General features: G+C 60.4%; 18 protein-coding genes. 12 read left to right on the top strand and 6 right to left on the bottom strand.

The window, feature by feature from the left end:
* Positions 1-127: 127 nt before the first annotated feature.
* On the bottom strand, positions 128-733 hold the full coding sequence (locus tag ACZZZU_RS14500; protein ID WP_463551002.1) for a c-type cytochrome: 606 nt from the start codon (positions 731-733) through the stop codon (positions 128-130).
* Positions 734-777: 44 nt separating this feature from the next.
* On the bottom strand, positions 778-1,068 hold the full coding sequence (locus ACZZZU_RS14495; protein WP_463551001.1) for a c-type cytochrome: 291 nt from the start codon (positions 1,066-1,068) through the stop codon (positions 778-780).
* A 192-nt stretch (positions 1,069-1,260) separates the two neighbouring features.
* On the opposite strand from ACZZZU_RS14495, the gene yihA reads away from it, so the two are divergent.
* The gene (gene yihA / locus ACZZZU_RS14490) at positions 1,261-1,896 is read left to right on the top strand and encodes a ribosome biogenesis GTP-binding protein YihA/YsxC (RefSeq protein WP_122492243.1); all 636 of its coding nucleotides are present in this window, start codon (positions 1,261-1,263) and stop codon (positions 1,894-1,896) included.
* A gap of 292 nt (positions 1,897-2,188) precedes the next feature.
* On the opposite strand, the gene polA is transcribed toward yihA, so the two are convergent.
* Positions 2,189-5,023: a DNA polymerase I gene (polA, locus tag ACZZZU_RS14485; RefSeq protein ID WP_463551000.1), complete on the bottom strand. Its 2,835-nt coding sequence runs from the start codon at positions 5,021-5,023 to the stop codon at positions 2,189-2,191.
* A 180-nt stretch (positions 5,024-5,203) separates the two neighbouring features.
* Between polA and ACZZZU_RS14480 the strand changes: the two genes are divergently transcribed.
* Together ACZZZU_RS14480 and ACZZZU_RS14475 are read left to right on the top strand one after the other, a co-directional pair.
* Positions 5,204-5,491, top strand: a complete 288-nt coding sequence (locus tag ACZZZU_RS14480; protein WP_122492242.1) for a DUF2782 domain-containing protein — start codon at positions 5,204-5,206, stop codon at positions 5,489-5,491.
* Between the two features lie 46 nt (positions 5,492-5,537).
* A complete protein-coding gene (locus ACZZZU_RS14475; protein ID WP_463550999.1) occupies positions 5,538-6,488 on the top strand; it encodes a homoserine kinase in 951 nt (316 codons plus the stop codon).
* A 1-nt stretch (position 6,489) separates the two neighbouring features.
* On the opposite strand, the gene znuA is transcribed toward ACZZZU_RS14475, so the two are convergent.
* On the bottom strand, positions 6,490-7,413 hold the full coding sequence (gene znuA / locus ACZZZU_RS14470; RefSeq protein ID WP_463550998.1) for a zinc ABC transporter substrate-binding protein ZnuA: 924 nt from the start codon (positions 7,411-7,413) through the stop codon (positions 6,490-6,492).
* A gap of 64 nt (positions 7,414-7,477) precedes the next feature.
* Between znuA and ACZZZU_RS14465 the strand changes: the two genes are divergently transcribed.
* The 7 genes from ACZZZU_RS14465 (at position 7,478) to ACZZZU_RS14435 (ending at position 13,241) form a co-directional block, all read left to right on the top strand.
* On the top strand, positions 7,478-7,963 hold the full coding sequence (locus ACZZZU_RS14465) for a Fur family transcriptional regulator (RefSeq protein ID WP_463550997.1): 486 nt from the start codon (positions 7,478-7,480) through the stop codon (positions 7,961-7,963).
* Positions 7,960-8,772 (top strand): zinc ABC transporter ATP-binding protein ZnuC, encoded by an 813-nt coding sequence (znuC, locus tag ACZZZU_RS14460; RefSeq protein WP_122492238.1) that lies wholly within the window; start codon positions 7,960-7,962, stop codon positions 8,770-8,772. Before ACZZZU_RS14465 ends, znuC begins: the two co-directional genes overlap by 4 nt.
* The gene (gene znuB, locus ACZZZU_RS14455) at positions 8,765-9,553 is read left to right on the top strand and encodes a zinc ABC transporter permease subunit ZnuB (protein ID WP_463550996.1); all 789 of its coding nucleotides are present in this window, start codon (positions 8,765-8,767) and stop codon (positions 9,551-9,553) included. The genes znuC and znuB overlap by 8 nt, the downstream gene beginning before the upstream one ends.
* A gap of 71 nt (positions 9,554-9,624) precedes the next feature.
* Positions 9,625-10,491: a PA5502 family lipoprotein gene (locus tag ACZZZU_RS14450; RefSeq protein ID WP_463550995.1), complete on the top strand. Its 867-nt coding sequence runs from the start codon at positions 9,625-9,627 to the stop codon at positions 10,489-10,491.
* 211 nt (positions 10,492-10,702) lie between these two features.
* Positions 10,703-11,710: a methionine ABC transporter ATP-binding protein gene (locus tag ACZZZU_RS14445; protein WP_122492235.1), complete on the top strand. Its 1,008-nt coding sequence runs from the start codon at positions 10,703-10,705 to the stop codon at positions 11,708-11,710.
* The gene (locus tag ACZZZU_RS14440; protein WP_122449948.1) at positions 11,710-12,375 is read left to right on the top strand and encodes a methionine ABC transporter permease; all 666 of its coding nucleotides are present in this window, start codon (positions 11,710-11,712) and stop codon (positions 12,373-12,375) included. The genes ACZZZU_RS14445 and ACZZZU_RS14440 overlap by 1 nt, the downstream gene beginning before the upstream one ends.
* Positions 12,376-12,470: 95 nt before the next feature.
* The gene (locus tag ACZZZU_RS14435; protein ID WP_463550994.1) at positions 12,471-13,241 is read left to right on the top strand and encodes a MetQ/NlpA family ABC transporter substrate-binding protein; all 771 of its coding nucleotides are present in this window, start codon (positions 12,471-12,473) and stop codon (positions 13,239-13,241) included.
* 100 nt (positions 13,242-13,341) lie between these two features.
* Here ACZZZU_RS14435 and ACZZZU_RS14430 read toward each other — a convergent pair whose 3' ends face one another.
* Both ACZZZU_RS14430 and ACZZZU_RS14425 read right to left on the bottom strand, forming a co-directional pair.
* Positions 13,342-14,496, bottom strand: a complete 1,155-nt coding sequence (locus tag ACZZZU_RS14430) for a Fic family protein (RefSeq protein ID WP_463550993.1) — start codon at positions 14,494-14,496, stop codon at positions 13,342-13,344.
* Positions 14,497-14,781: 285 nt separating this feature from the next.
* Positions 14,782-15,384, bottom strand: coding sequence for a TetR/AcrR family transcriptional regulator (locus tag ACZZZU_RS14425; RefSeq protein WP_463550992.1), 603 nt, complete (start codon positions 15,382-15,384; stop codon positions 14,782-14,784).
* Between the two features lie 131 nt (positions 15,385-15,515).
* On the opposite strand from ACZZZU_RS14425, the gene ACZZZU_RS14420 reads away from it, so the two are divergent.
* Together ACZZZU_RS14420 and ACZZZU_RS14415 are read left to right on the top strand one after the other, a co-directional pair.
* Positions 15,516-16,748 (top strand): serine hydrolase domain-containing protein, encoded by a 1,233-nt coding sequence (locus ACZZZU_RS14420; RefSeq protein WP_463550991.1) that lies wholly within the window; start codon positions 15,516-15,518, stop codon positions 16,746-16,748.
* Between the two features lie 18 nt (positions 16,749-16,766).
* Positions 16,767-17,870 carry an extracellular solute-binding protein gene (locus ACZZZU_RS14415; RefSeq protein WP_463550990.1) on the top strand — a complete coding sequence of 368 codons (1,104 nt, stop codon included), beginning with the start codon at positions 16,767-16,769 and terminating at the stop codon, positions 17,868-17,870.
* Positions 17,871-17,879: the final 9 nt, after the last annotated feature.

Here is a 17,879-nt window from a genome sequence, read left to right as displayed (position 1 = left end):
CGACCGATCGCCTGACGGCGGGTTCCCGGTTGAGGGCCAACATTGTACGGGCGGCTCCAACGAAAAAGGGTGGCTTTCGCCACCCTTTTCTGCCCGCTAATGCGTACCGGATATTACCGTTGCGCGATTAATGCAGGCCCTGGATGTAGCTGGATACCGCCGCGATATCCTTGTTGCTCAGCTTAGCTGCAATGCCGCGCATGATCATGCTGTCGCCATCGTTAGTGCGCTCGCCTTCGCGGAAGTTAGTCAGCTGCTTGGCGACATATGTGGCGTGTTGGCCGCCCAAATGCGGGAAGCCAGCGGCTGCGTTGCCGGCGCCGTCTGGCGAATGGCAACCGGTGCACGCTGGCATGCCGGTTTCCAGGTTGCCGCCGCGGAAGATTTCCTGACCGCGCGCCACCAGTTTCGGATCGGCTGTACCGACGCTCATTTTCTGGCTGGAGAAGTAGGCAGCGATGTCTGCCAGGTCCTGATCGCTCAGGGGGGTGAGGATGCCGGTCATTTCCAGCACCACGCGGTTGCCGGATTTGATGTCTTTCAGTTGCTTGAGCAGGTAGCGCTCGCCTTGGCCTGCCAGTTTCGGGAAGTTTGGCGCAGGGCTGTTGCCGTCGGCACCGTGGCAAGCGCCACATACAGCTGCTTTGCCTTGACCTGCAGCGGCGTCGCCTGCGGCATGAGCCATACCGGTGATGCCCAGGGTCAACAGCAGACTCACGAGTACTTTGTTCATCAGCTAATCCAATTACGGCTAAAGGGAGAGAATCAACGCGTGGCTTACTCGCTCATCCAGTGGATGATGGCTTGGAAGTCTTCAGCGCTACAGTCGGTGCACAAGCCGCGAGGCGGCATGGCGTTAAATCCATCGGTTACATGCTTCACCAGCGTATCCATGCCTTGGGCCAACCGCGGGGTCCAAGCAGCCGTGTCACCTTTTTTAGGGGCCATCGGCAGTTGTCCATTATGGCAGGCTCCACAGGAACGGTTGAATACCGCTTGCGGGTCCTGGGCTGCGTGAGCCATGGAGGACAACAACAGGGTAGTGGCTGTGAGCAGTAACAACTTCATCAGATCAACCTCATCAGTGAGGAACGTTCCGCATTCTGTTGAGCGAAATCGGTAAATCCTTCCTGCAAATGCTTGCCCTTATACCGGACAAAGCGCACACAAAATCTGCGGCATTATATACTGGCGTCACCGAAACGGAAACGACACCGCACGCCGGGCCACCTACTGGCACCGCCCTCACCGGAAAATTCGATGCAAGCCAAAAACCCCATCATCGGTCTGTGCCAACAGGCTGCGTTCATGATCAGCGCCGCAAAAGTTGATCAATGCCCGGACGACCAAGGCTACGAAGTGGCCTTCGCCGGTCGCTCCAACGCCGGTAAATCCAGCGCCCTCAACACGCTGACCCATGCCGCCCTCGCCCGCACGTCCAAAACGCCAGGCCGCACGCAACTGCTCAACTTTTTCCGTCTGGACGAAGAACGCCGCTTGGTCGACCTGCCCGGTTACGGCTACGCCAAGGTGCCGATTCCACTGAAGCTGCACTGGCAGCGCCACCTCGAAGCCTACCTGGGCAGCCGCGAAAGCCTCAAAGGGCTGATGCTGATGATGGACATTCGCCACCCGCTGACCGAGTTCGATCGATTGATGCTCGACTGGTCTGCAGCCAGCGAAATGCCTATGCATATCCTGCTGACCAAGGCCGACAAGCTGGCTTACGGTGCCGCCAAGAATGCATTGCTAAAAGTGCAGACAGACCTACGCAAAGGCTGGGGCGACGGGGTGAGTATTCAGTTGTTTTCGGCGCCCAAGCGTCAGGGCATTGAAGAGGCCCAGGCCGTGCTGGCTCGCTGGATGGAGCTGGAAGACACGGTGGTGGCCGAGTAAATCGCAGGCAAAAAAAACCCCGAGCTTCGTATGGGGAGGGAGAGGCTCGGGGTTTAAGGGTCTGAACCGCTAGGGCGGGGCTCAGATATCTGCCAACACTTAACACAACATAGGAGCACCGAAGGGCTTCATCAGCCATTCAGTAACTCTGACCGCCCCCATTTGTGGAAAGTTCACCGGCCCCTTAAAACCGGTTAGTAATAAAAAACGTCTGGGTAATTCCGCTAGCTTCCTAGCTTTCGGTTTCTGTGCGGCGTTATGCCGCAGCAGAAAAGTGACCGAGACGCCCTTTCTAGTGCGCTTCATCCCAGTTAGCGCCGATTCCGACTTCAACCAACAGCGGCACATCCAGCTCAGCGGCTTCGCTCATGCGCTGGCGAATTTCCGCGCTCACGGTGTCGACCAGGTCTTCGCGCACTTCGAGCACCAATTCGTCGTGCACTTGCAGAATAACTTTGGCATCCAGCCCGGATTCCGTAAGCCAGTTGTCCACCTTCACCATCGCCCGCTTAATGATGTCGGCCGCCGTGCCCTGCATCGGCGCGTTGATTGCCGTGCGCTCGGCGCCTTTGCGCAAACCGGCGTTCTTGGAATGGATTTCCGGCAAGTACAAACGGCGCCCAAACAGCGTTTCGACATAGCCCTGCTCGCTGGCCTGCTCGCGGGTGCGCTCCATGTACGCCAATACGCCCGGATAGCGGGTGAAATAGCGGTCGATATAGGCCTGCGACTGCTTGCGGTCGACGCCGATCTGCTTGGCCAGGCCAAACGCGCTCATGCCGTAAATCAGCCCGAAGTTAATGGCCTTGGCGCTGCGGCGCTGGTCGATGGTGACCTGTTCCAGCTCGACGCCAAACACTTCCGCTGCGGTGGCGCGGTGTACGTCCAGGTCGTTGCGGAAGGCATGCAACAAGCCTTCGTCTTGAGCCAGATGCGCCATGATGCGCAGCTCAATTTGCGAATAGTCCGCCGCCAACAACTGATAACCCGGCGGCGCGATAAAGGCCTGGCGAATGCGGCGCCCTTCCGCCGTACGAATCGGAATGTTCTGCAAGTTCGGATCGGTCGAAGACAACCGCCCGGTCGCCGTTACCGCCTGATGGTAAGACGTGTGAATACGCCCGGTGCGCGGGTTGATCTGTTCCGGCAGGCGGTCGGTGTAGGTGCTCTTTAGCTTGCTCATCGAGCGGTACTGCATCAGCACCTTGGGCAACGGAAAGTCCTGCTCCGCCAGCTCGGCCAATACGGCTTCCGCAGTGGATGCCTGACCTTTCGCGGTTTTGCTCAGAATCGGTAAGCCGAGCTTTTCGTAAAGAATCACGCCCAGTTGTTTGGGCGAGCCCAGGTTGAATTCTTCGCCGGCGATGGCGAACGCTTCACGCTCCAGCTGGACCATTTTCTCGCCCAGCTCATGGCTTTGAATGCCGAGCAGATTCGCGTCCACCAGCGCACCGTTGCGTTCGATGCGCGCGAGCACCGGAACCAGCGGCATCTCGATGTCGTTAAGTACCTTGGCAAGAGTCGGCGTTGCTTCCAGCTTTTTCCACAACGCTTGATGCAGACGCAGGGTGATGTCGGCGTCTTCTGCCGCGTAAGGCCCTGCTTGCTCCAGGGAAATCTGGTCGAAAGTCAGCTGCTTCGCGCCTTTGCCGGCAATCTCTTCGAACGCGATGGTGGTGTGATCGAGGTACTTGAGCGCCAGCGCGTCCATGTTGTGGCGCGTGGCCACGGAGTCGAGCACATAGGATTCGAGCATGCTGTCGAACTTCAGCCCACGCACATGGATGCCCTGCTCCGGGTCGCCGCCGATGGCGCAGTTGGCCAGCACGTTGATGTCGTACTTGGCATGCTGCCCGACCTTGGCTTTATTCGGGTCTTCCAGAATTGGCTTGAGCGCGCGCAGCACGGAGTCGCGATCAAGCTGAGCCGGTACGCCCATGTACGAATGGGTCAGCGGAATGTAAGCCGCTTCGTTTGGCTGCACGGCAAAAGAAAGGCCGACCAGCTGCGACTGCTGAGCATCAAGGCCGGTGGTTTCGGTATCGAAGGCAATCAGCTCGGCCTTGTGCAGCTTTTCTAGCCAGACCGCGAAGCGCTCGGCTTCCAGCACGGTTTCGTAAGTAGTGCTCACCGCTGGCGCCGGCTCGCCGCCGTCTACCAACGCGCTGGGTGCGCCTACGTCAGCGGGCTCATCGAACAGCCCGCCCGTGGAGCCGCCGGAGCGAATCGCGGCAATGTCGGCGGCCTTGGCGTCGCGCGCCAGTTCGTCCAAACCGCTCTTGAATTCCAGTAGCGAATACAGCGCCGCCAGGGCTACGCGGTCTTGCTCGCCGGGGTGCAGGCTTTCGATTTCGATATCCAGCGGCACGTCCAGCTTGATCGTCGCCAACTGATAGGAAAGAAAGGCCATCTCCTTGTGCTCAAGCAGCTTGGCTGGCAACGCTTTGGCGCCGCGAATGGGCAGCTCCGGTACTTTGTCGAGATTGGCGTACAGCACGTCGAGACCGCCCCCAACACCTACAAGAAGCCCCACGGCCGTTTTTTCGCCAACGCCGGGCACGCCAGGAATGTTGTCGACCTTGTCGCCCATCAGCGCCAGGTAATCGATGATCAGCTCAGGACCGACACCAAATTTCTCCTTAACGCCATCAATGTCGTAGACGCTTCCCGACATGGTGTTGACCAACGTAACGTGCGGGCAAACCAGCTGGGCCATGTCTTTGTCGCCCGTGGAAATGACCACGTCGCGGCCTTGGGCAGCGCATTGCCGGGCCAGCGTACCGATAACGTCATCGGCCTCCACGCCCTCCACGCAAAGCAGCGGATAACCAAGGGCGCGCACGCTGGCATGCAGCGGCTCGATCTGCACGCGAAGGTCATCCGGCATGGACGGGCGATTAGCTTTGTAATCGGCAAACAGCTCGTCGCGAAATGTGCCGCCTTTTGCGTCGAATACCACCGCAAACGGACTTTGCGGGTACTGCTTGCGCAGGCTTTTCAACATGTTCAGCACGCCTTTAACGGCGCCGGTGGGTAAGCCTTTGGACGTGGTCAGCGGCGGCAAAGCGTGGAAAGCGCGGTAAAGGTAGGACGAACCGTCTACGAGGACGAGAGGAGTCTGAGACATGCGCGGAATCAACCTATAAGACGGGCCGTGGTGTACGGACAGCTGAAAAATGTAGCGAGCAACGGTGCGCGGGGCAATGTTTGCAGAAGGCCAAGCCGGGGCGTCTGAATGCCACGTCAGTAGTTTCGCGGCGGCCTGTTAGAATGGCCGCACCGTTGACAACAAAGGGACAAGGTTACCATGCGCACTCTTTCTAGCTTGCTGCTGGCCGGCTTGCTCGCTGCGGGCTCGCTGAACGCTTACGCCGAAGACGAACCGGTGAGCGGCGATCCGGACGTAACCATCCGCCAAGACGGCGACAAGACCATTCAGGAGTACCGCCAAAACGGCTTCCTGTACGCCATCAAGGTCACGCCAAAAGGCGGCAAGCCCTACTTCCTGGTACGCGCCGATGGCAGCGACGGCAACTTCATCCGCTCCGACAATCCAGACATGCTGATTCCCGCCTGGGAAATCTTCAAATGGTAAGCGGCGCCTAATTCCACCCTCCTTATAAGCAGTTGGCAGGTTCTCGATGTCGGTATTCACCCCCCTCAGCCGTCCTGAGCTGGAAGCATTTGTAGCGCCTTACGGCCTTGGCCAGCTGCGCGACTTTCAAGGCATCAGCGCCGGCAGCGAGAACAGCAATTTCTTTGTCAGCCTGGAGCAGGGCGAGTTCGTGCTGACGCTCGTCGAGCGCGGGCCGACTGGCGATTTACCGTTTTTCATCGAACTGCTCGACACCCTGCACGACGCTGGGCTGCCGGTGCCCTACGCCCTGCGCACCCGCGATGGCGAGGCGTTGCGCAGCCTGGCCGGCAAACCGGCGCTGCTGCAGCCGCGCTTGGCCGGTAAACATGTTGAGCAGCCCAATGCTCACCACTGCGCGGAAGTGGGCACGCTGCTGGCCAACTTGCACAACGCCACGCGCGGCAAGGTACTGGAACGCCGCAGTGACCGTGGACTGGACTGGATGCGCAGCGACGGTGCGCCACTGCTGGCCAAACTCGATATGGCCGACCAAGCGCTGATGGCCGACGCGTTAAAAGACGTTGAAATCTACTACCACGCGATTTTCGAGTTGCCCCGCGCCAACCTGCACGCTGACCTGTTTCGCGACAACGTGTTGTTCGACGGCACGACGCTGGCGGGTTTGATCGATTTCTACAACGCCTGCTCGGGACCGATGCTGTATGACGTCGCCATCGCGGTGAACGATTGGTGCTCCAACGCCAGCGGCGAGCTCGACGGCCCGCGCGCCAGAGCCTTACTGGGTGCCTACGCGGCGCTGCGTCCGTTCACGCCGAACGAAGCGCAGTTGTGGCCCGTGATGCTCCGCGTGGCGTGCCTGCGCTTCTGGATTTCGCGGCTGATCGCAGCCGAATCGTTCGCCGGTCAGGATGTGCTTATCCACAACCCCGACGAGTTCCGCCGCCGCCTGGCGCAGCGCCAGGATGTGCACCTGTCGCTGCCGTTTGCGCTGTAGCTCACAGCGCTTCCAAGCAACCCGCCAGCTCGTCGCCCAAGGTTTCCAATAGACGCTCATACCCGTGGGCGTCTACCGCGATTTCCTTCCCGCCCAATGCATCCAGCTCTGCCAGGCGCACCGGCAAGCCTGCGCTCAGCGTGTTGACCAAGCGTGGGCGTAGCGGTGGCTCGCTGAATACGCAGGTCGGTCCCGCCTGTTGCAGTCGCTCGCGCATAGCCGCCACGTGTTGGGCGCCCGGCTGCACTTCGCTGGCAATGCTGAACACCCCGGCGTGCTTCAGGCCGTAGGCCGACTCGAAGTAGTCAAAGGCCTCGTGAAAGACGAAATACGGCTTGCCCGCCACGCCCGCCACGCGCTGTTTCAGGCGTGCATCCAGCGCGCCCAACCGCTCGGTAAACTCCTTCACGTTGGCTTGGTACCGCGCGGCGTTGGTCGGGTCTGCCGTGCTCAGGTCGGCGGCCATGCGTTCGGCGATCACCCGTGCGTTGGCCGGCAGCAACCACAAATGCGCATCCAGGCTGCCGGGTTGGTGATCATGATCGTGCTCATCGGTGTCGCCGCTGTGGTCGGCCTCGTCGGCATGGTCATGGCCTTCGCCGAAATGACGCAGGCTCAGGCCTGGCAAGTCCTGCACCGCCACGCTGGGCAGGCTGCGGCTTTTCAGTACGCGCGGCAGAAAGCTCTCCATGTCAGGGCCGATCCAGTAGAGCAACTGAACCTCTGCCACGCGTCGAACGTCCGAAGGGCGCAGCGCATAGTTATGCGGCGACGCGCCGGGCGGCAGCAACACCTCGGGTGTGCCTACACCGTCTTGCACCGCAGCCGCTATCAGCTGAAGCGGTTTAATGCTGGTGAGAACGCGCACATCGGCGTGGGCGGTTGCGCAAAAAAACAGCAGAAAGATCACTAGGAAACGCGACACGGGAACACACTCGCCGGGAAAAGGGTTATAGAATAACGTCTCTCTCACCAGCCGTCGCCGCCCAATGATCTTCACACCTTTGGCTTCACGCCCCCACGACCATTCCCACTGCGTGCACAACGCCCTCACCGAGGCGGACGCTATCTGCGAGCGCGCCGGTTTGCGCCTTACTGCCTTGCGCCGTCGTGTGCTGGAGCTGGTGTGGCAAAGCCATAAACCACTGGGTGCGTACGACATTCTCGGCGTGCTGACCGAGCAGGACGGCCGCCGCGCCGCGCCGCCGACCGTGTACCGCGCGCTGGATTTCTTGCTTGAAAATGGCCTGGTGCACCGCATCGCCTCGCTCAACGCCTTCGTCGGCTGCAACCACCCTGCTCACGCGCACCAAGGTCAGTTTCTGATCTGTCGCACCTGCAGCGCCGCCATTGAGCTGTCCAACGACGCCATCAGCCAGGCCATCGTCTCCGGCGCCAGCGACGTGGGTTTCACCGTTGAAAGCCAGACCGTGGAAGTGGTCGGCGTCTGCTCCGGCTGTCAGAAAAAGTCATGAGCGAGGCTTTAATTCGCCTTGATGGCGTGGGCGTCAGCTTTGCCGGGCAAGCCGTGCTCAGCGACGTGCAACTGAGCGTGCAGCCCGGCGAAATCGTCACGCTGATCGGCCCCAACGGCGCAGGTAAAACCACCCTGGTGCGCGCCGTGCTGGGCTTGCTGAAAACCGAAGTGGGCAGCGTCTGGCGTAAGCCGAAACTGCGCATCGGCTATATGCCGCAAAAACTTCACGTCGACCCGACACTGCCGCTCACCGTGTTGCGCTTCCTGCGCCTGGTGCCCAAGGTCGACCGCACCTCCGCGCTGGCCGCGCTGGAAGAAGTGGGCGCCAGCCAGGTGATCGACAGCCCGTTGCAGAACATTTCCGGCGGCGAACTGCAGCGCGTGCTGTTAGCCCGTGCGTTGTTGCGCAAACCCGAGTTGCTGGTGCTGGACGAACCCGTGCAAGGCGTCGACGTGGCCGGCCAAGCGGACCTGTACCGCTTGATTACCCGTCTGCGCGACCGCCACGGCTGCGGCGTACTGATGGTCTCCCACGATTTGCATCTGGTCATGAGCACCACCGACCAAGTGGTGTGCCTCAACCGCCATGTCTGCTGCTCCGGGCATCCCGAGCAGGTCAGCGGTGATCCGGCCTTCGCCGAGCTGTTCGGAAAGGATGCCCAGGACCTGGCGATTTATCACCACCACCACGACCACGCCCACGACCTGCATGGCGGCGTGGTTAGCGATGCGCCTGCTGCAAACGGTTTGCGCATCCACGGTCAGGTGCAGCCGCATGTGCACGGAGACGGCTGCAACCATGCCTGATTTCCTCGTTAACGCATTGCTCGCCGGCCTTGCGCTGGCGCTCGTTGCCGGCCCGCTGGGTTCGTTTGTGGTGTGGCGACGCATGGCCTATTTCGGCGACACGTTGTCCCACGCCGCGCTGCTTGGCGTGGCCCTGGGCTTTTTGCTGGATGTCAGTCCAACCGTGGCGGTCACCGTGGGCTGCGTGCTGCTCGCCGTGTTGTTGCTGACCTTGCAGCAGCGCCAACCGCTGGCGTCCGACACGCTGCTGGGCATTCTGGCGCCGACCACGTTGTCGCTGGGGCTGGTAGTGCTGAGCTTTATGCACGACGTGCGCATCGACCTGATGGGCTACCTGTTCGGCGATTTGTTGGCCGTGAGCAGCGCCGACCTGGCCTGGATTCTCGGCGGCAGCGCGTTGGTGCTCGTTGCGTTAAGCCTGATGTGGCGGCCGCTGCTGGCCGTTACGGTGCATGAAGAACTGGCCAAGGTGGAAGGTTTGCCGGTGGCCGGCCTGCGCCTGGCGCTGATGTTGTTGATTGCGGTGGTGATTGCAGTGGCAATGAAAATCGTCGGTGTGCTGTTGATCACCTCGTTGCTGATCATTCCGGCGGCCGCTGCGCAGCGCCATTCGCGCACGCCCGAGCAAATGGCGGGCGGCGCCAGCGTGTTGGGGTTGGTGGCGGTGTGCGCCGGGTTGTCGCTGTCGTGGTTCAAAGACACGCCGGCCGGCCCCTCCATCGTTGTCAGCGCCGCTGCGCTGTTTCTGCTCAGCTTCGCCCTGCCCCGTCGCCACGCCTGAAGCCGCCTGTCGCCCAGGCGCGCCCGGCGGTGTAAACTCGCCGGTTTTTGCGCACCCCGAGACCTGCATAGATGAAGCCGTTCGCCTCCCGTTATCTACCCGTTCTGGCGATTTCTCTGCTGTTAGGCGCATGCCAAAGCGCGGCGCCGAAAGTGGCCAGCCTGCCGCCGGACGAGTTGATCGTGGCCTTCCGCCAGGTTGAACAGAGCCTTAACGACGGTCAGCTTGGCGCTGCTGAAAGCCAGCTCGCCACCATCGCTCCGCGTGCCCAGGGCGACACGCGCCTGGAGCAGTATCAGCGCCAGTTGGCCGATGCTTACCTGAAACAAGGCAACGACGCCCTGCAGCAAGGCGATCTCGACACCGCCACCAAAGCCCTCAGCCACGCCCGCAGCCTGATGCCGCAAGCGCCAGCGCTGACCAAAGGCCTGGATAATTCCATCGCCCAGGCGCGTGCCGCAGAACTCTCGGCCGCTGACCAGGCTCGCGCCCGCGCCGCCGCTCAGACCGCCGCCAAAGAAGCTGCGGAAAAAGCCGAACAAGTACGCCAACAACGCCTGGCCGCCGAGCGCCAAAGCAAAGCCGCCACGGCCACGGCCGAAGTTGCCCCGGCGGCCGAGCCGGTTGTCGCGCCTGCCAAACCCAGCGCTCGCGTCATCAACCCAGGCGCCGCTTCCAGCGTGGTGCCGATGCCCATGCTGGACAACCAAGACAACGAGCGCCTGCGCAGTCTGCTCGATGCCGTGGCCGCCGATGTGGTGGCCTTCGACTGCGACGTACGCATCGAAGTACGCCAGAACAAGGACTACCCCTGGGTTGCGTCCCTGTTGCTGGCGCGGATCAAGCGCCTCGATCCGATCTACAGTCCACGCCTGTCCCAAGCCGTCAAGCTGGAGCAAGTGCCGCGCCTGTTGCTCACTCCGCAAGCCAAGGGATGAGGCCAGCGCCCGGCTGGTGTTCCAGGCGGCCGGGCGACAGCGCACTACCTTCCACCGCAGCACCTTCTAGACTGTGGCAACGGCTTCGCTCGCTTAGAGCTGAAAGCTATAACCATAGGATTACAAAGATTTTTGCGGTCTATAGAGCGCCGGGTAGACTAGCGCCACTTATGCCTATCCGGCAGACCGCCAGACCCAAAAGGTTTAACGAGTGATCGACTTTCATCACGTCCACAAGGCGTATCGCGTCAACGGCCGCGACATCGCCGCCTTACAGCCCACCGATCTGCGCATCGCCAGTGGCGAAGTGTTTGGCATCATCGGCCATTCCGGCGCCGGCAAAAGTACCCTGCTGCGTTTGATCAACCGCTTGGAAGAGCCTTCGGGCGGGCGAATCGAGGTAGACGGCGAAGACGTCACCGGCCTCGACGCCAATGGTCTGCGCCGCTTCCGTCAGCAGGTCGGCATGATCTTTCAGCACTTCAACCTGCTGTCCTCGAAAACCGTGGCCGACAACATTGCCCTGCCGCTGAAGCTGGCAGGCGAGCTGTCTTCCAGTGCCATCGAGCAGCGTGTTAACCAATTGCTTGAGCGGGTTGGCCTGACCGATCACGCCAAAAAGTTTCCGGCGCAGCTGTCGGGCGGTCAGAAGCAACGCGTGGGCATTGCTCGCGCCTTGGCGACACAGCCGAAAATTCTGCTTTGCGACGAAGCCACCAGCGCGCTAGACCCGCAAACCACCGCCTCGGTGTTGGAATTGCTGGCGCAGATCAACCGCGAACTGAAGCTGACCATTGTGCTCATCACCCACGAAATGGACGTGATCCGCCGCGTCTGCGACCGCGTTGCGGTCATGGATGCCGGCGTTATCGTCGAACACGGGCCGGTGACGGACGTTTTCTTGCACCCCAAGCACCCGACTACCAAACGGTTCGTCATGGAAGCCGAGCAGATCGACGAAGACGAGCAGCGCGACGACTTCGCCCATGTCAGTGGCCGTATCGTGCGGCTGACGTTCCAGGGTGAGGCAACCTACGCACCGCTGCTGGGTGTGGTGGCGCGGGAAACCGGCGTCGATTACAGCATTCTTGCCGGCCGAATCGACCACATCAAAGACACCCCTTACGGCCAGCTCACCCTGGCGTTGACGGGCGGTGACATCGACGCAGCGCTGGCGCGCTTCGGTACCAGTGACGTGCATCTGGAGGTTCTGCGCTGATGGAAGCCTTACTCCCCAACGTTGACTGGGCGGAAATCTGGCAGGCCAGTCTCGATACCCTGAGCATGCTCGGCGGTTCGCTGCTGTTTACCGTGATTCTCGGCCTGCCGCTTGGCGTGCTGCTGTTCCTCACCAGCCCTCGGCAAATGTTCGAACAGAAAGGCTTCTATGCCCTGCTGTCGCTGGTGGTCAACGTGCTGCGCTCGGTGCCCTTCGTCATTCTGCTGATCGTGATGATTCCGCTGACCGTGCTGATTACCGGCACCTCGCTCGGCGTGGCCGGGGCCATTCCGCCTCTGGTAGTCGGCGCTACCCCATTCTTTGCGCGCCTGGTGGAAACCGCGCTGCGTGAAGTCGACCGCGGAATTATCGAAGCCACCCAGGCCATGGGCGCGACGACTCGGCAAATTGTCGTCAACGCCCTGCTGCCAGAAGCGCTGCCGGGCATTGTGGCGGCCATTACCGTGACCGCGATTACCTTGGTCTCCTACACCGCGATGTCCGGCCTGATTGGCGGCGGTGGTTTGGGCGACCTGGCCGTACGTTACGGCTACCAGCGTTACCAGCCAGATGTGATGGTGGTTACCGTCATTTTGTTGCTGGTGTTGGTGCAAGTGCTGCAAACCGTCGGCGACAAGCTGGTGGTGCACTTTTCCCGCAAATAGCGCTGCAAAAAATAACTGCAATTCGTTCGAACAAACCGTCACTAAACGAGTGCGGCCAATAGCCGCCAACACTGCATCCCACAAGGAACCCAGAGATGAAAAAACTGCTCGCTGCCCTGGCCACCGTTGCGGCGTTTTCCGCCCACGCCGAAACCCTGACCGTTGCCGCTACCGCCGTGCCCCACGCCGAAATTCTTGAATTCGTGAAGCCAGCCCTGGCCAAAGAAGGCGTAGACCTGCAAGTAAAAGTCTTCACCGACTACGTGCAACCCAACGTACAAGTTGCCGAAAAGCGTCTGGACGCCAACTTCTTCCAGCACCAACCGTACCTGAATGAATTCAACAAAAGCCGCGGCACTCACCTGGTCAGCGTGGTGGGCGTTCACGTCGAACCCTTCGGCGCTTACTCGAGCAAATACAAATCGCTCGACGAGCTGCCACAAGGCGCCACCGTGGTCATCCCCAACGACGCCACCAACGGCGGCCGTGCCCTGCTGCTGCTCGACAAAGCTGGCCTGATCAAGCTCAAAGACACCAAGAACATCCTGGCCACCAGCAAAGACATCAGCGAAAACCCGAAAGGCCTGAAATTCCGCGAACTGGAAGCAGCCACCCTGCCGCGCGTACTGAGCCAAGTTGACCTGGCCCTGATCAACACCAACTACGCCCTTGAAGCCAAGCTCGACCCGAAAAAGGACGCGCTGGTTATCGAAGGCAGCGACTCCCCTTACGTCAACAACCTGGTTGCCCGTGAAGACAACAAAGACTCGGACGGCATCCAGAAACTGGCCAAAGCCCTGCGTACGCCGGAAGTGAAGAAATTCATCGAAGAGAAATACAAAGGCGCCATCGTTCCGGCGTTCTAATGCTCTGCGATTGAGTGTTGGGAAATGAAGAAGCCCGCTCGTGATGAGCGGGCTTTTTTGTGGGCGAGAGATTTTGGGTTGTAACCCTGGGGCTTCGCGCCTAGGGCGTATCCAGCGGCTCGGGGATAAAGCCTTCTTCACGAAGCGCCTTGATCACACCACGGATTAGAAAGTTGTTTGAGAACCCGATCGTGTAAATCCGCGCCCCGGGGCTGCTCGGTACGAGCATTCCTTGGCCCAACAGCTTTCGTATTTGATAGGTACGCTGCCCTGCGGTGAGCGCCGGCATCGCGGCCGCTATATCGCCAGATTTCACTGCCCCCCTCTCGATGGCGACCTCAAGGATCGTGCGCTCGGCTTCGGTAATCCACTCCCGTTCCCGAGCCATAGCCACTGCAGGGCGAAGTATGTGTTTTTTCAGATACCCGTATTGAGTAAGGCGGTCGACCTTTTGTAGCTCCACGCGAATGCCGTCGAGCACATAAGTGCACCAAGCCTCCAATCCGGCCGAAGTCCCTTTGTCGGCGGTTGCCAACATCGTGTAGTACTGCTCGCGGTTGTTACAGAACACCGCCGTTGGGTTGAGGACGCGCCCGCCAGTGCTTACGTTGAAGCCGTACTTGATTAGCAAGGCGTAAGTCAGAAGACGCACCACCCGTCCATTGCCGTTGCTAAATGGATGAATCCAGCCGAAACGGTGGTGAGCAAGCGCCACCTTCATCAAGTCGTATTTTGGCGGGTCGTTTCTGTTCGTGAAGGCGACGAGTTCTTCCATATATTCCGACACCATTACCGCGTCGGGAGGCAGGTGCGCGGACTGGGCGATACGCACCCCACCGGTCCGATAAGTGCCGGGCGTTCGGTCTCCCTCTCGCTCCAGGTCGTGCACGGCTATGCTGTGCAGTTCCCGAATTGTTCGCTCGGTCAGCGCCTCTCCTGGAGCCATCACCGTTTCGACGTAGTCCATGGCTTTCTCAATATTCGCCACTTCTCGAAGTTGATCCGTTGCGTCGGCTGACCCTTCTACTTTGCTGTCGATGTAATCCGCGAGCGTTGTGTGGTTTCCTTCGATCCGAGCGGAGCCAAGGCTCTCCAGCGTATGGAACAACGACTTCAATTGGAAAAAAACGGACGGCGGCGTGTCACCTTCTAGCCGAAGCCGGCGCAGTTGTTCCAATTCCATCAGCACATCGGCCAACCCGGAGTCGAAAGAAGGATTTAGCAGCTCCAACGGGTGATGAGAAAACGCGGCCATGTTGAATTATCTCTAAAGCGCTTTTTGATTATCTTTAAAAAAATCGCATGAGCGCCCGAATATCAAGGGGTACAGCGAAATGGCGGGAAGTGATTATCTTAAAAACCTAGTTAAGCTAAGTTAAAAGCGCCGCGCAGGGAAGTCGAAATTTCGGTCTTGAAGGTCCTCGCTTCGCTCTGCGGCGACCCCCGTCAAACCCATTAAGACTTTTTTCAGAAGTCACGGAAGGCGAGCTAGGCAGTGTCGAACTCCGCTACGTGTTCGGATAGTGGCCGCAGATACCCTTCAAGGCTTCAACCCATCAAACAACGTCTGCGTCATCTGCCGAATGCGCTGCGCGTGGGCGTCGAAGTCGGGCTTGTCGGCTTGCACCAGGCGCATGAACAGCATGGAGCTGTAGTCGTTGAGGAAGTAGGCGACGAAGTCGACGTCGACGCTGGCGCTGAGCATGTTTTTGCCTTGTAGTTCGCGCAGCAAGTTGGCGATTTCGACGATCAGCCCGGCGTTCATGTCGGTGAACTGGCCGGCGGGTTCGTTGAGCAGCCCCAGGGGCAGCAGCTCGCGCCAGATGGCCGGTGGCAACACTTTCAGTTCGTGCCGCACGATTAGCGATTCGAGGTGGCACATGGCGTCCACGGCGTTATCGAAGTCAGGGATCTGCGAGCGCGCATCGATGATGGCTTGCTTGTCGGCGTGCTCGACCAGAGCCAGGAGAATTTCCTGTTTGCTGCCGAAGTAATTGAACACCGTGGGCGTCGACACGCCGGCTTGTACCGCTATCTGTTCTACCGTCGTGGCAGCAAAGCCCTGTGTCTCGAAGAGCGCCAACGCCGCCGCGACTATCGCTTCCCTGCGCTGTTCTTTCTGTCGCTGCCGTAATCCCGTCACGCCGAGGTCTCCTGAGCACGCTTTGATAAGTGGCTGATTTTAGGTAAATTTAGATTGCGGTCAATATTTTTAGTTGACTATAAAAATTTATATGAATAAAACATGTCACCGCCAACGACGAGACATGCCCCATGAACAGCGAATTCACCCAGGCTTTATTGGGTGCTTATGAAGACGGTGCGCCGCCCGCTGCGCCCTTGATGCAAGGGTTCCCGCCCGCTGCCGAGCACCGCGTTACGTGGCACAACTTCATGACCCCGCCCCACAACCGCTGGGCATTTCACAACCTGGGGCGCATCCGCCCGAGTATCACCGTTGAACGCGGCGCGTCGCCCTGTTCGCCGCTGTCGAGTGCGCCGCAGGCCATCGACGACTTCCGCTTCGAAAGCGCTGCGGGTCGACTGGTCACGCTGCAAGAACACTTGGAAGCCAGTTGCACCGATGGTTGGCTGGTGATGAAAAACGGCGCCGTGGTGCAAGAGCACTACTTCAACGGCCACCAGTCGCACAAACGCCACATCATGTTTTCGGTGACCAAATCGCTGATTGGCGTATTGGCCGAAGCCATGGTCGGCTCCGGGCAACTGCGCGACGCCGCCTTGGCCAGCCACTATGTGCCGGAACTCACCGGCAGCGCCTTTGGTGACGCCACGGTGCGCCAACTGTTGGACATGGCTGTCGCCATCGATTACGACGAGGTCTATGACGACCCGCTCTCTGGCAGCTCGCAATTCGGCTACGCCTGCGGGCTGACCGTGCCGCCGCCCGGCCTCACCGTCAGCCAGTCGCTTTACGAATACCTGCCGGCAACCCGCAAGAACGGCGAACACGGCGGCTTCTTCCATTACGTAACCGCCACCACCGAAGCCCTGGCCTGGGTAATGGAACGGGCCAGCGGGCGCAGCTGCGCCGAACAGTTGCGCGACGTGTGGCAAGGGCTTGGCTGCGAACGCGACGGCTATTTCGTGGCAGACCCGTGGGGTCGCAACGTCGCCGGCGCCGGCTTCAATGCCACGTTACGGGACATGGCACGCTTCGGTGCGCTGCTGCTGGCCAAGGGCGAGGTTCAGGGACGGCAACTCATTCCGGCGGCCGCTATCGACTCCGTTCTGCAAGGCGGCGACCCGACGATTTACGCCGCCAATGAAAACTTCGCCCTGTGGAGCCCCGGCGCCACCTACAAAAGCCAGTGGTATGTGTACCCCCACGAGGCGTTGCTGGCGGTGGGTATTCACGGCCAAATTTTGTATGCCGACTTCGCCCAGCAGGTGGTCATCGTCAAGCAATCGTCCCTGCCCATTGCCGAGAGCGTGCTGGACGTCGACACCCTGCGCCTCATCCGTTCCCTGGCCCGCGCGTTGTAACCGCTTCGAGGAAGTGCCATGAACCCTGTGCTGAAAAATTGCTTGATCGGGCTGCTGCTCAGCGGCGTTACGGCGGCCGCCAACGCCGAGAAAATCGGCGGCGAGCTGCGTATCTACAACTGGATCGAATACCTGCCCAAAGATGTGCTGCAAGACTTCAAAGACCAGACGGGCATCAGCGTGCTGTACGACGTATTCGACAGCCCGCAAACCTTGGAGGCGAAGCTGCTCACAGGCTCGGCCGGCTACGACGTCGCGTTTCCCAGCAGCAGCCAGTTGCCCAACCTGATCAATGCCAAGGCGCTGCAACCGCTGGACCGCGAGCAACTGCCGCACTTCAAAGAAATGGACCCCGCCTTTATGGCGCAGCGTCAGCAACTCGACCCGGGCAGCCGCTACGCCGTGCCCTACCTGTGGGGCAGCACGCTGCTCGGCTACAACAAAGCCAAGGTCGAAGCGGTGTTGGGCAAAGACGTCGACATGCGCGACTACGACCTGCTGTTCAAGCCCGAAAACATCGCCAAGCTGAGCCAGTGCGGCGTGGCCATCCTCGACAGCCCCGACGAAGTCGTGCCCATCGCCCTTCATTACCTGGGCCTGAACCCCAGCAGCGACAAGCCTGAGGATTACGCCAAGGCCGAAGCCTTGATGAAATCCATCCGTCCCTACGTGCGCTATTTCAACTCGGCCAAATACCCGCAAGACCTGGCCAATGGCGATATCTGCCTGGCGCTGGGTTGGTCGGGCGGGATGCTGGCGGCGCGCAACATGGCGCTGGCGGCAAACAACGGCATCGACATCCGCATGGCCTTGCCACGCCAGGGCACGCTGCAATGGTCGGACGACATGGTCATCCCCGCCACGGCAAAAAACCTCAAACAGGCCCATGCCTTCATCGACTTCCTGCTGCAACCGGAAGTGATCGCGCGCATCACCAACCAGATTGGCTACCCCAATCCCAATCCAGCCAGCACGCCGCTGATCAACCCTGAGCTGCTGACCGAGAAAAACCTGTTCGTACCCGAGGCCGACCGCCATTTGCTGTTCCAGATCGAGCCGCCGAAAAAGGCCGCGCAGCGGTTGCTGACCAGGCTGTGGAACAGGATTCGCTCAGATGCCTGAGTTCGAGCT

It is taken from the genome of Pseudomonas sp. AC136 (genome assembly GCF_979258585.1).
This window is presented reverse-complemented; position numbering and strand designations above follow the sequence as displayed.

Excerpts from the sequence above, each read along its gene's own strand:
- ACZZZU_RS14500 (WP_463551002.1), bottom strand. The coding sequence starts at position 733 with ATGAACAAAGTACTCGTGAGTCTGCTGTTGACCCTGGGCATCACCGGT.
- ACZZZU_RS14495 (WP_463551001.1), bottom strand. The coding sequence starts at position 1,068 with ATGAAGTTGTTACTGCTCACAGCCACTACCCTGTTGTTGTCCTCCATG.
- yihA (WP_122492243.1), top strand. The coding sequence starts at position 1,261 with ATGCAAGCCAAAAACCCCATCATCGGTCTGTGCCAACAGGCTGCGTTC.
- polA (WP_463551000.1), bottom strand. The coding sequence starts at position 5,023 with ATGTCTCAGACTCCTCTCGTCCTCGTAGACGGTTCGTCCTACCTTTAC.
- ACZZZU_RS14480 (WP_122492242.1), top strand. The coding sequence starts at position 5,204 with ATGCGCACTCTTTCTAGCTTGCTGCTGGCCGGCTTGCTCGCTGCGGGC.
- ACZZZU_RS14475 (WP_463550999.1), top strand. The coding sequence starts at position 5,538 with ATGTCGGTATTCACCCCCCTCAGCCGTCCTGAGCTGGAAGCATTTGTA.
- ACZZZU_RS14465 (WP_463550997.1), top strand. The coding sequence starts at position 7,478 with ATGATCTTCACACCTTTGGCTTCACGCCCCCACGACCATTCCCACTGC.
- znuC (WP_122492238.1), top strand. The coding sequence starts at position 7,960 with ATGAGCGAGGCTTTAATTCGCCTTGATGGCGTGGGCGTCAGCTTTGCC.
- znuB (WP_463550996.1), top strand. The coding sequence starts at position 8,765 with ATGCCTGATTTCCTCGTTAACGCATTGCTCGCCGGCCTTGCGCTGGCG.
- ACZZZU_RS14450 (WP_463550995.1), top strand. The coding sequence starts at position 9,625 with ATGAAGCCGTTCGCCTCCCGTTATCTACCCGTTCTGGCGATTTCTCTG.
- ACZZZU_RS14440 (WP_122449948.1), top strand. The coding sequence starts at position 11,710 with ATGGAAGCCTTACTCCCCAACGTTGACTGGGCGGAAATCTGGCAGGCC.
- ACZZZU_RS14435 (WP_463550994.1), top strand. The coding sequence starts at position 12,471 with ATGAAAAAACTGCTCGCTGCCCTGGCCACCGTTGCGGCGTTTTCCGCC.
- ACZZZU_RS14430 (WP_463550993.1), bottom strand. The coding sequence starts at position 14,496 with ATGGCCGCGTTTTCTCATCACCCGTTGGAGCTGCTAAATCCTTCTTTC.
- ACZZZU_RS14420 (WP_463550991.1), top strand. The coding sequence starts at position 15,516 with ATGAACAGCGAATTCACCCAGGCTTTATTGGGTGCTTATGAAGACGGT.
- ACZZZU_RS14415 (WP_463550990.1), top strand. The coding sequence starts at position 16,767 with ATGAACCCTGTGCTGAAAAATTGCTTGATCGGGCTGCTGCTCAGCGGC.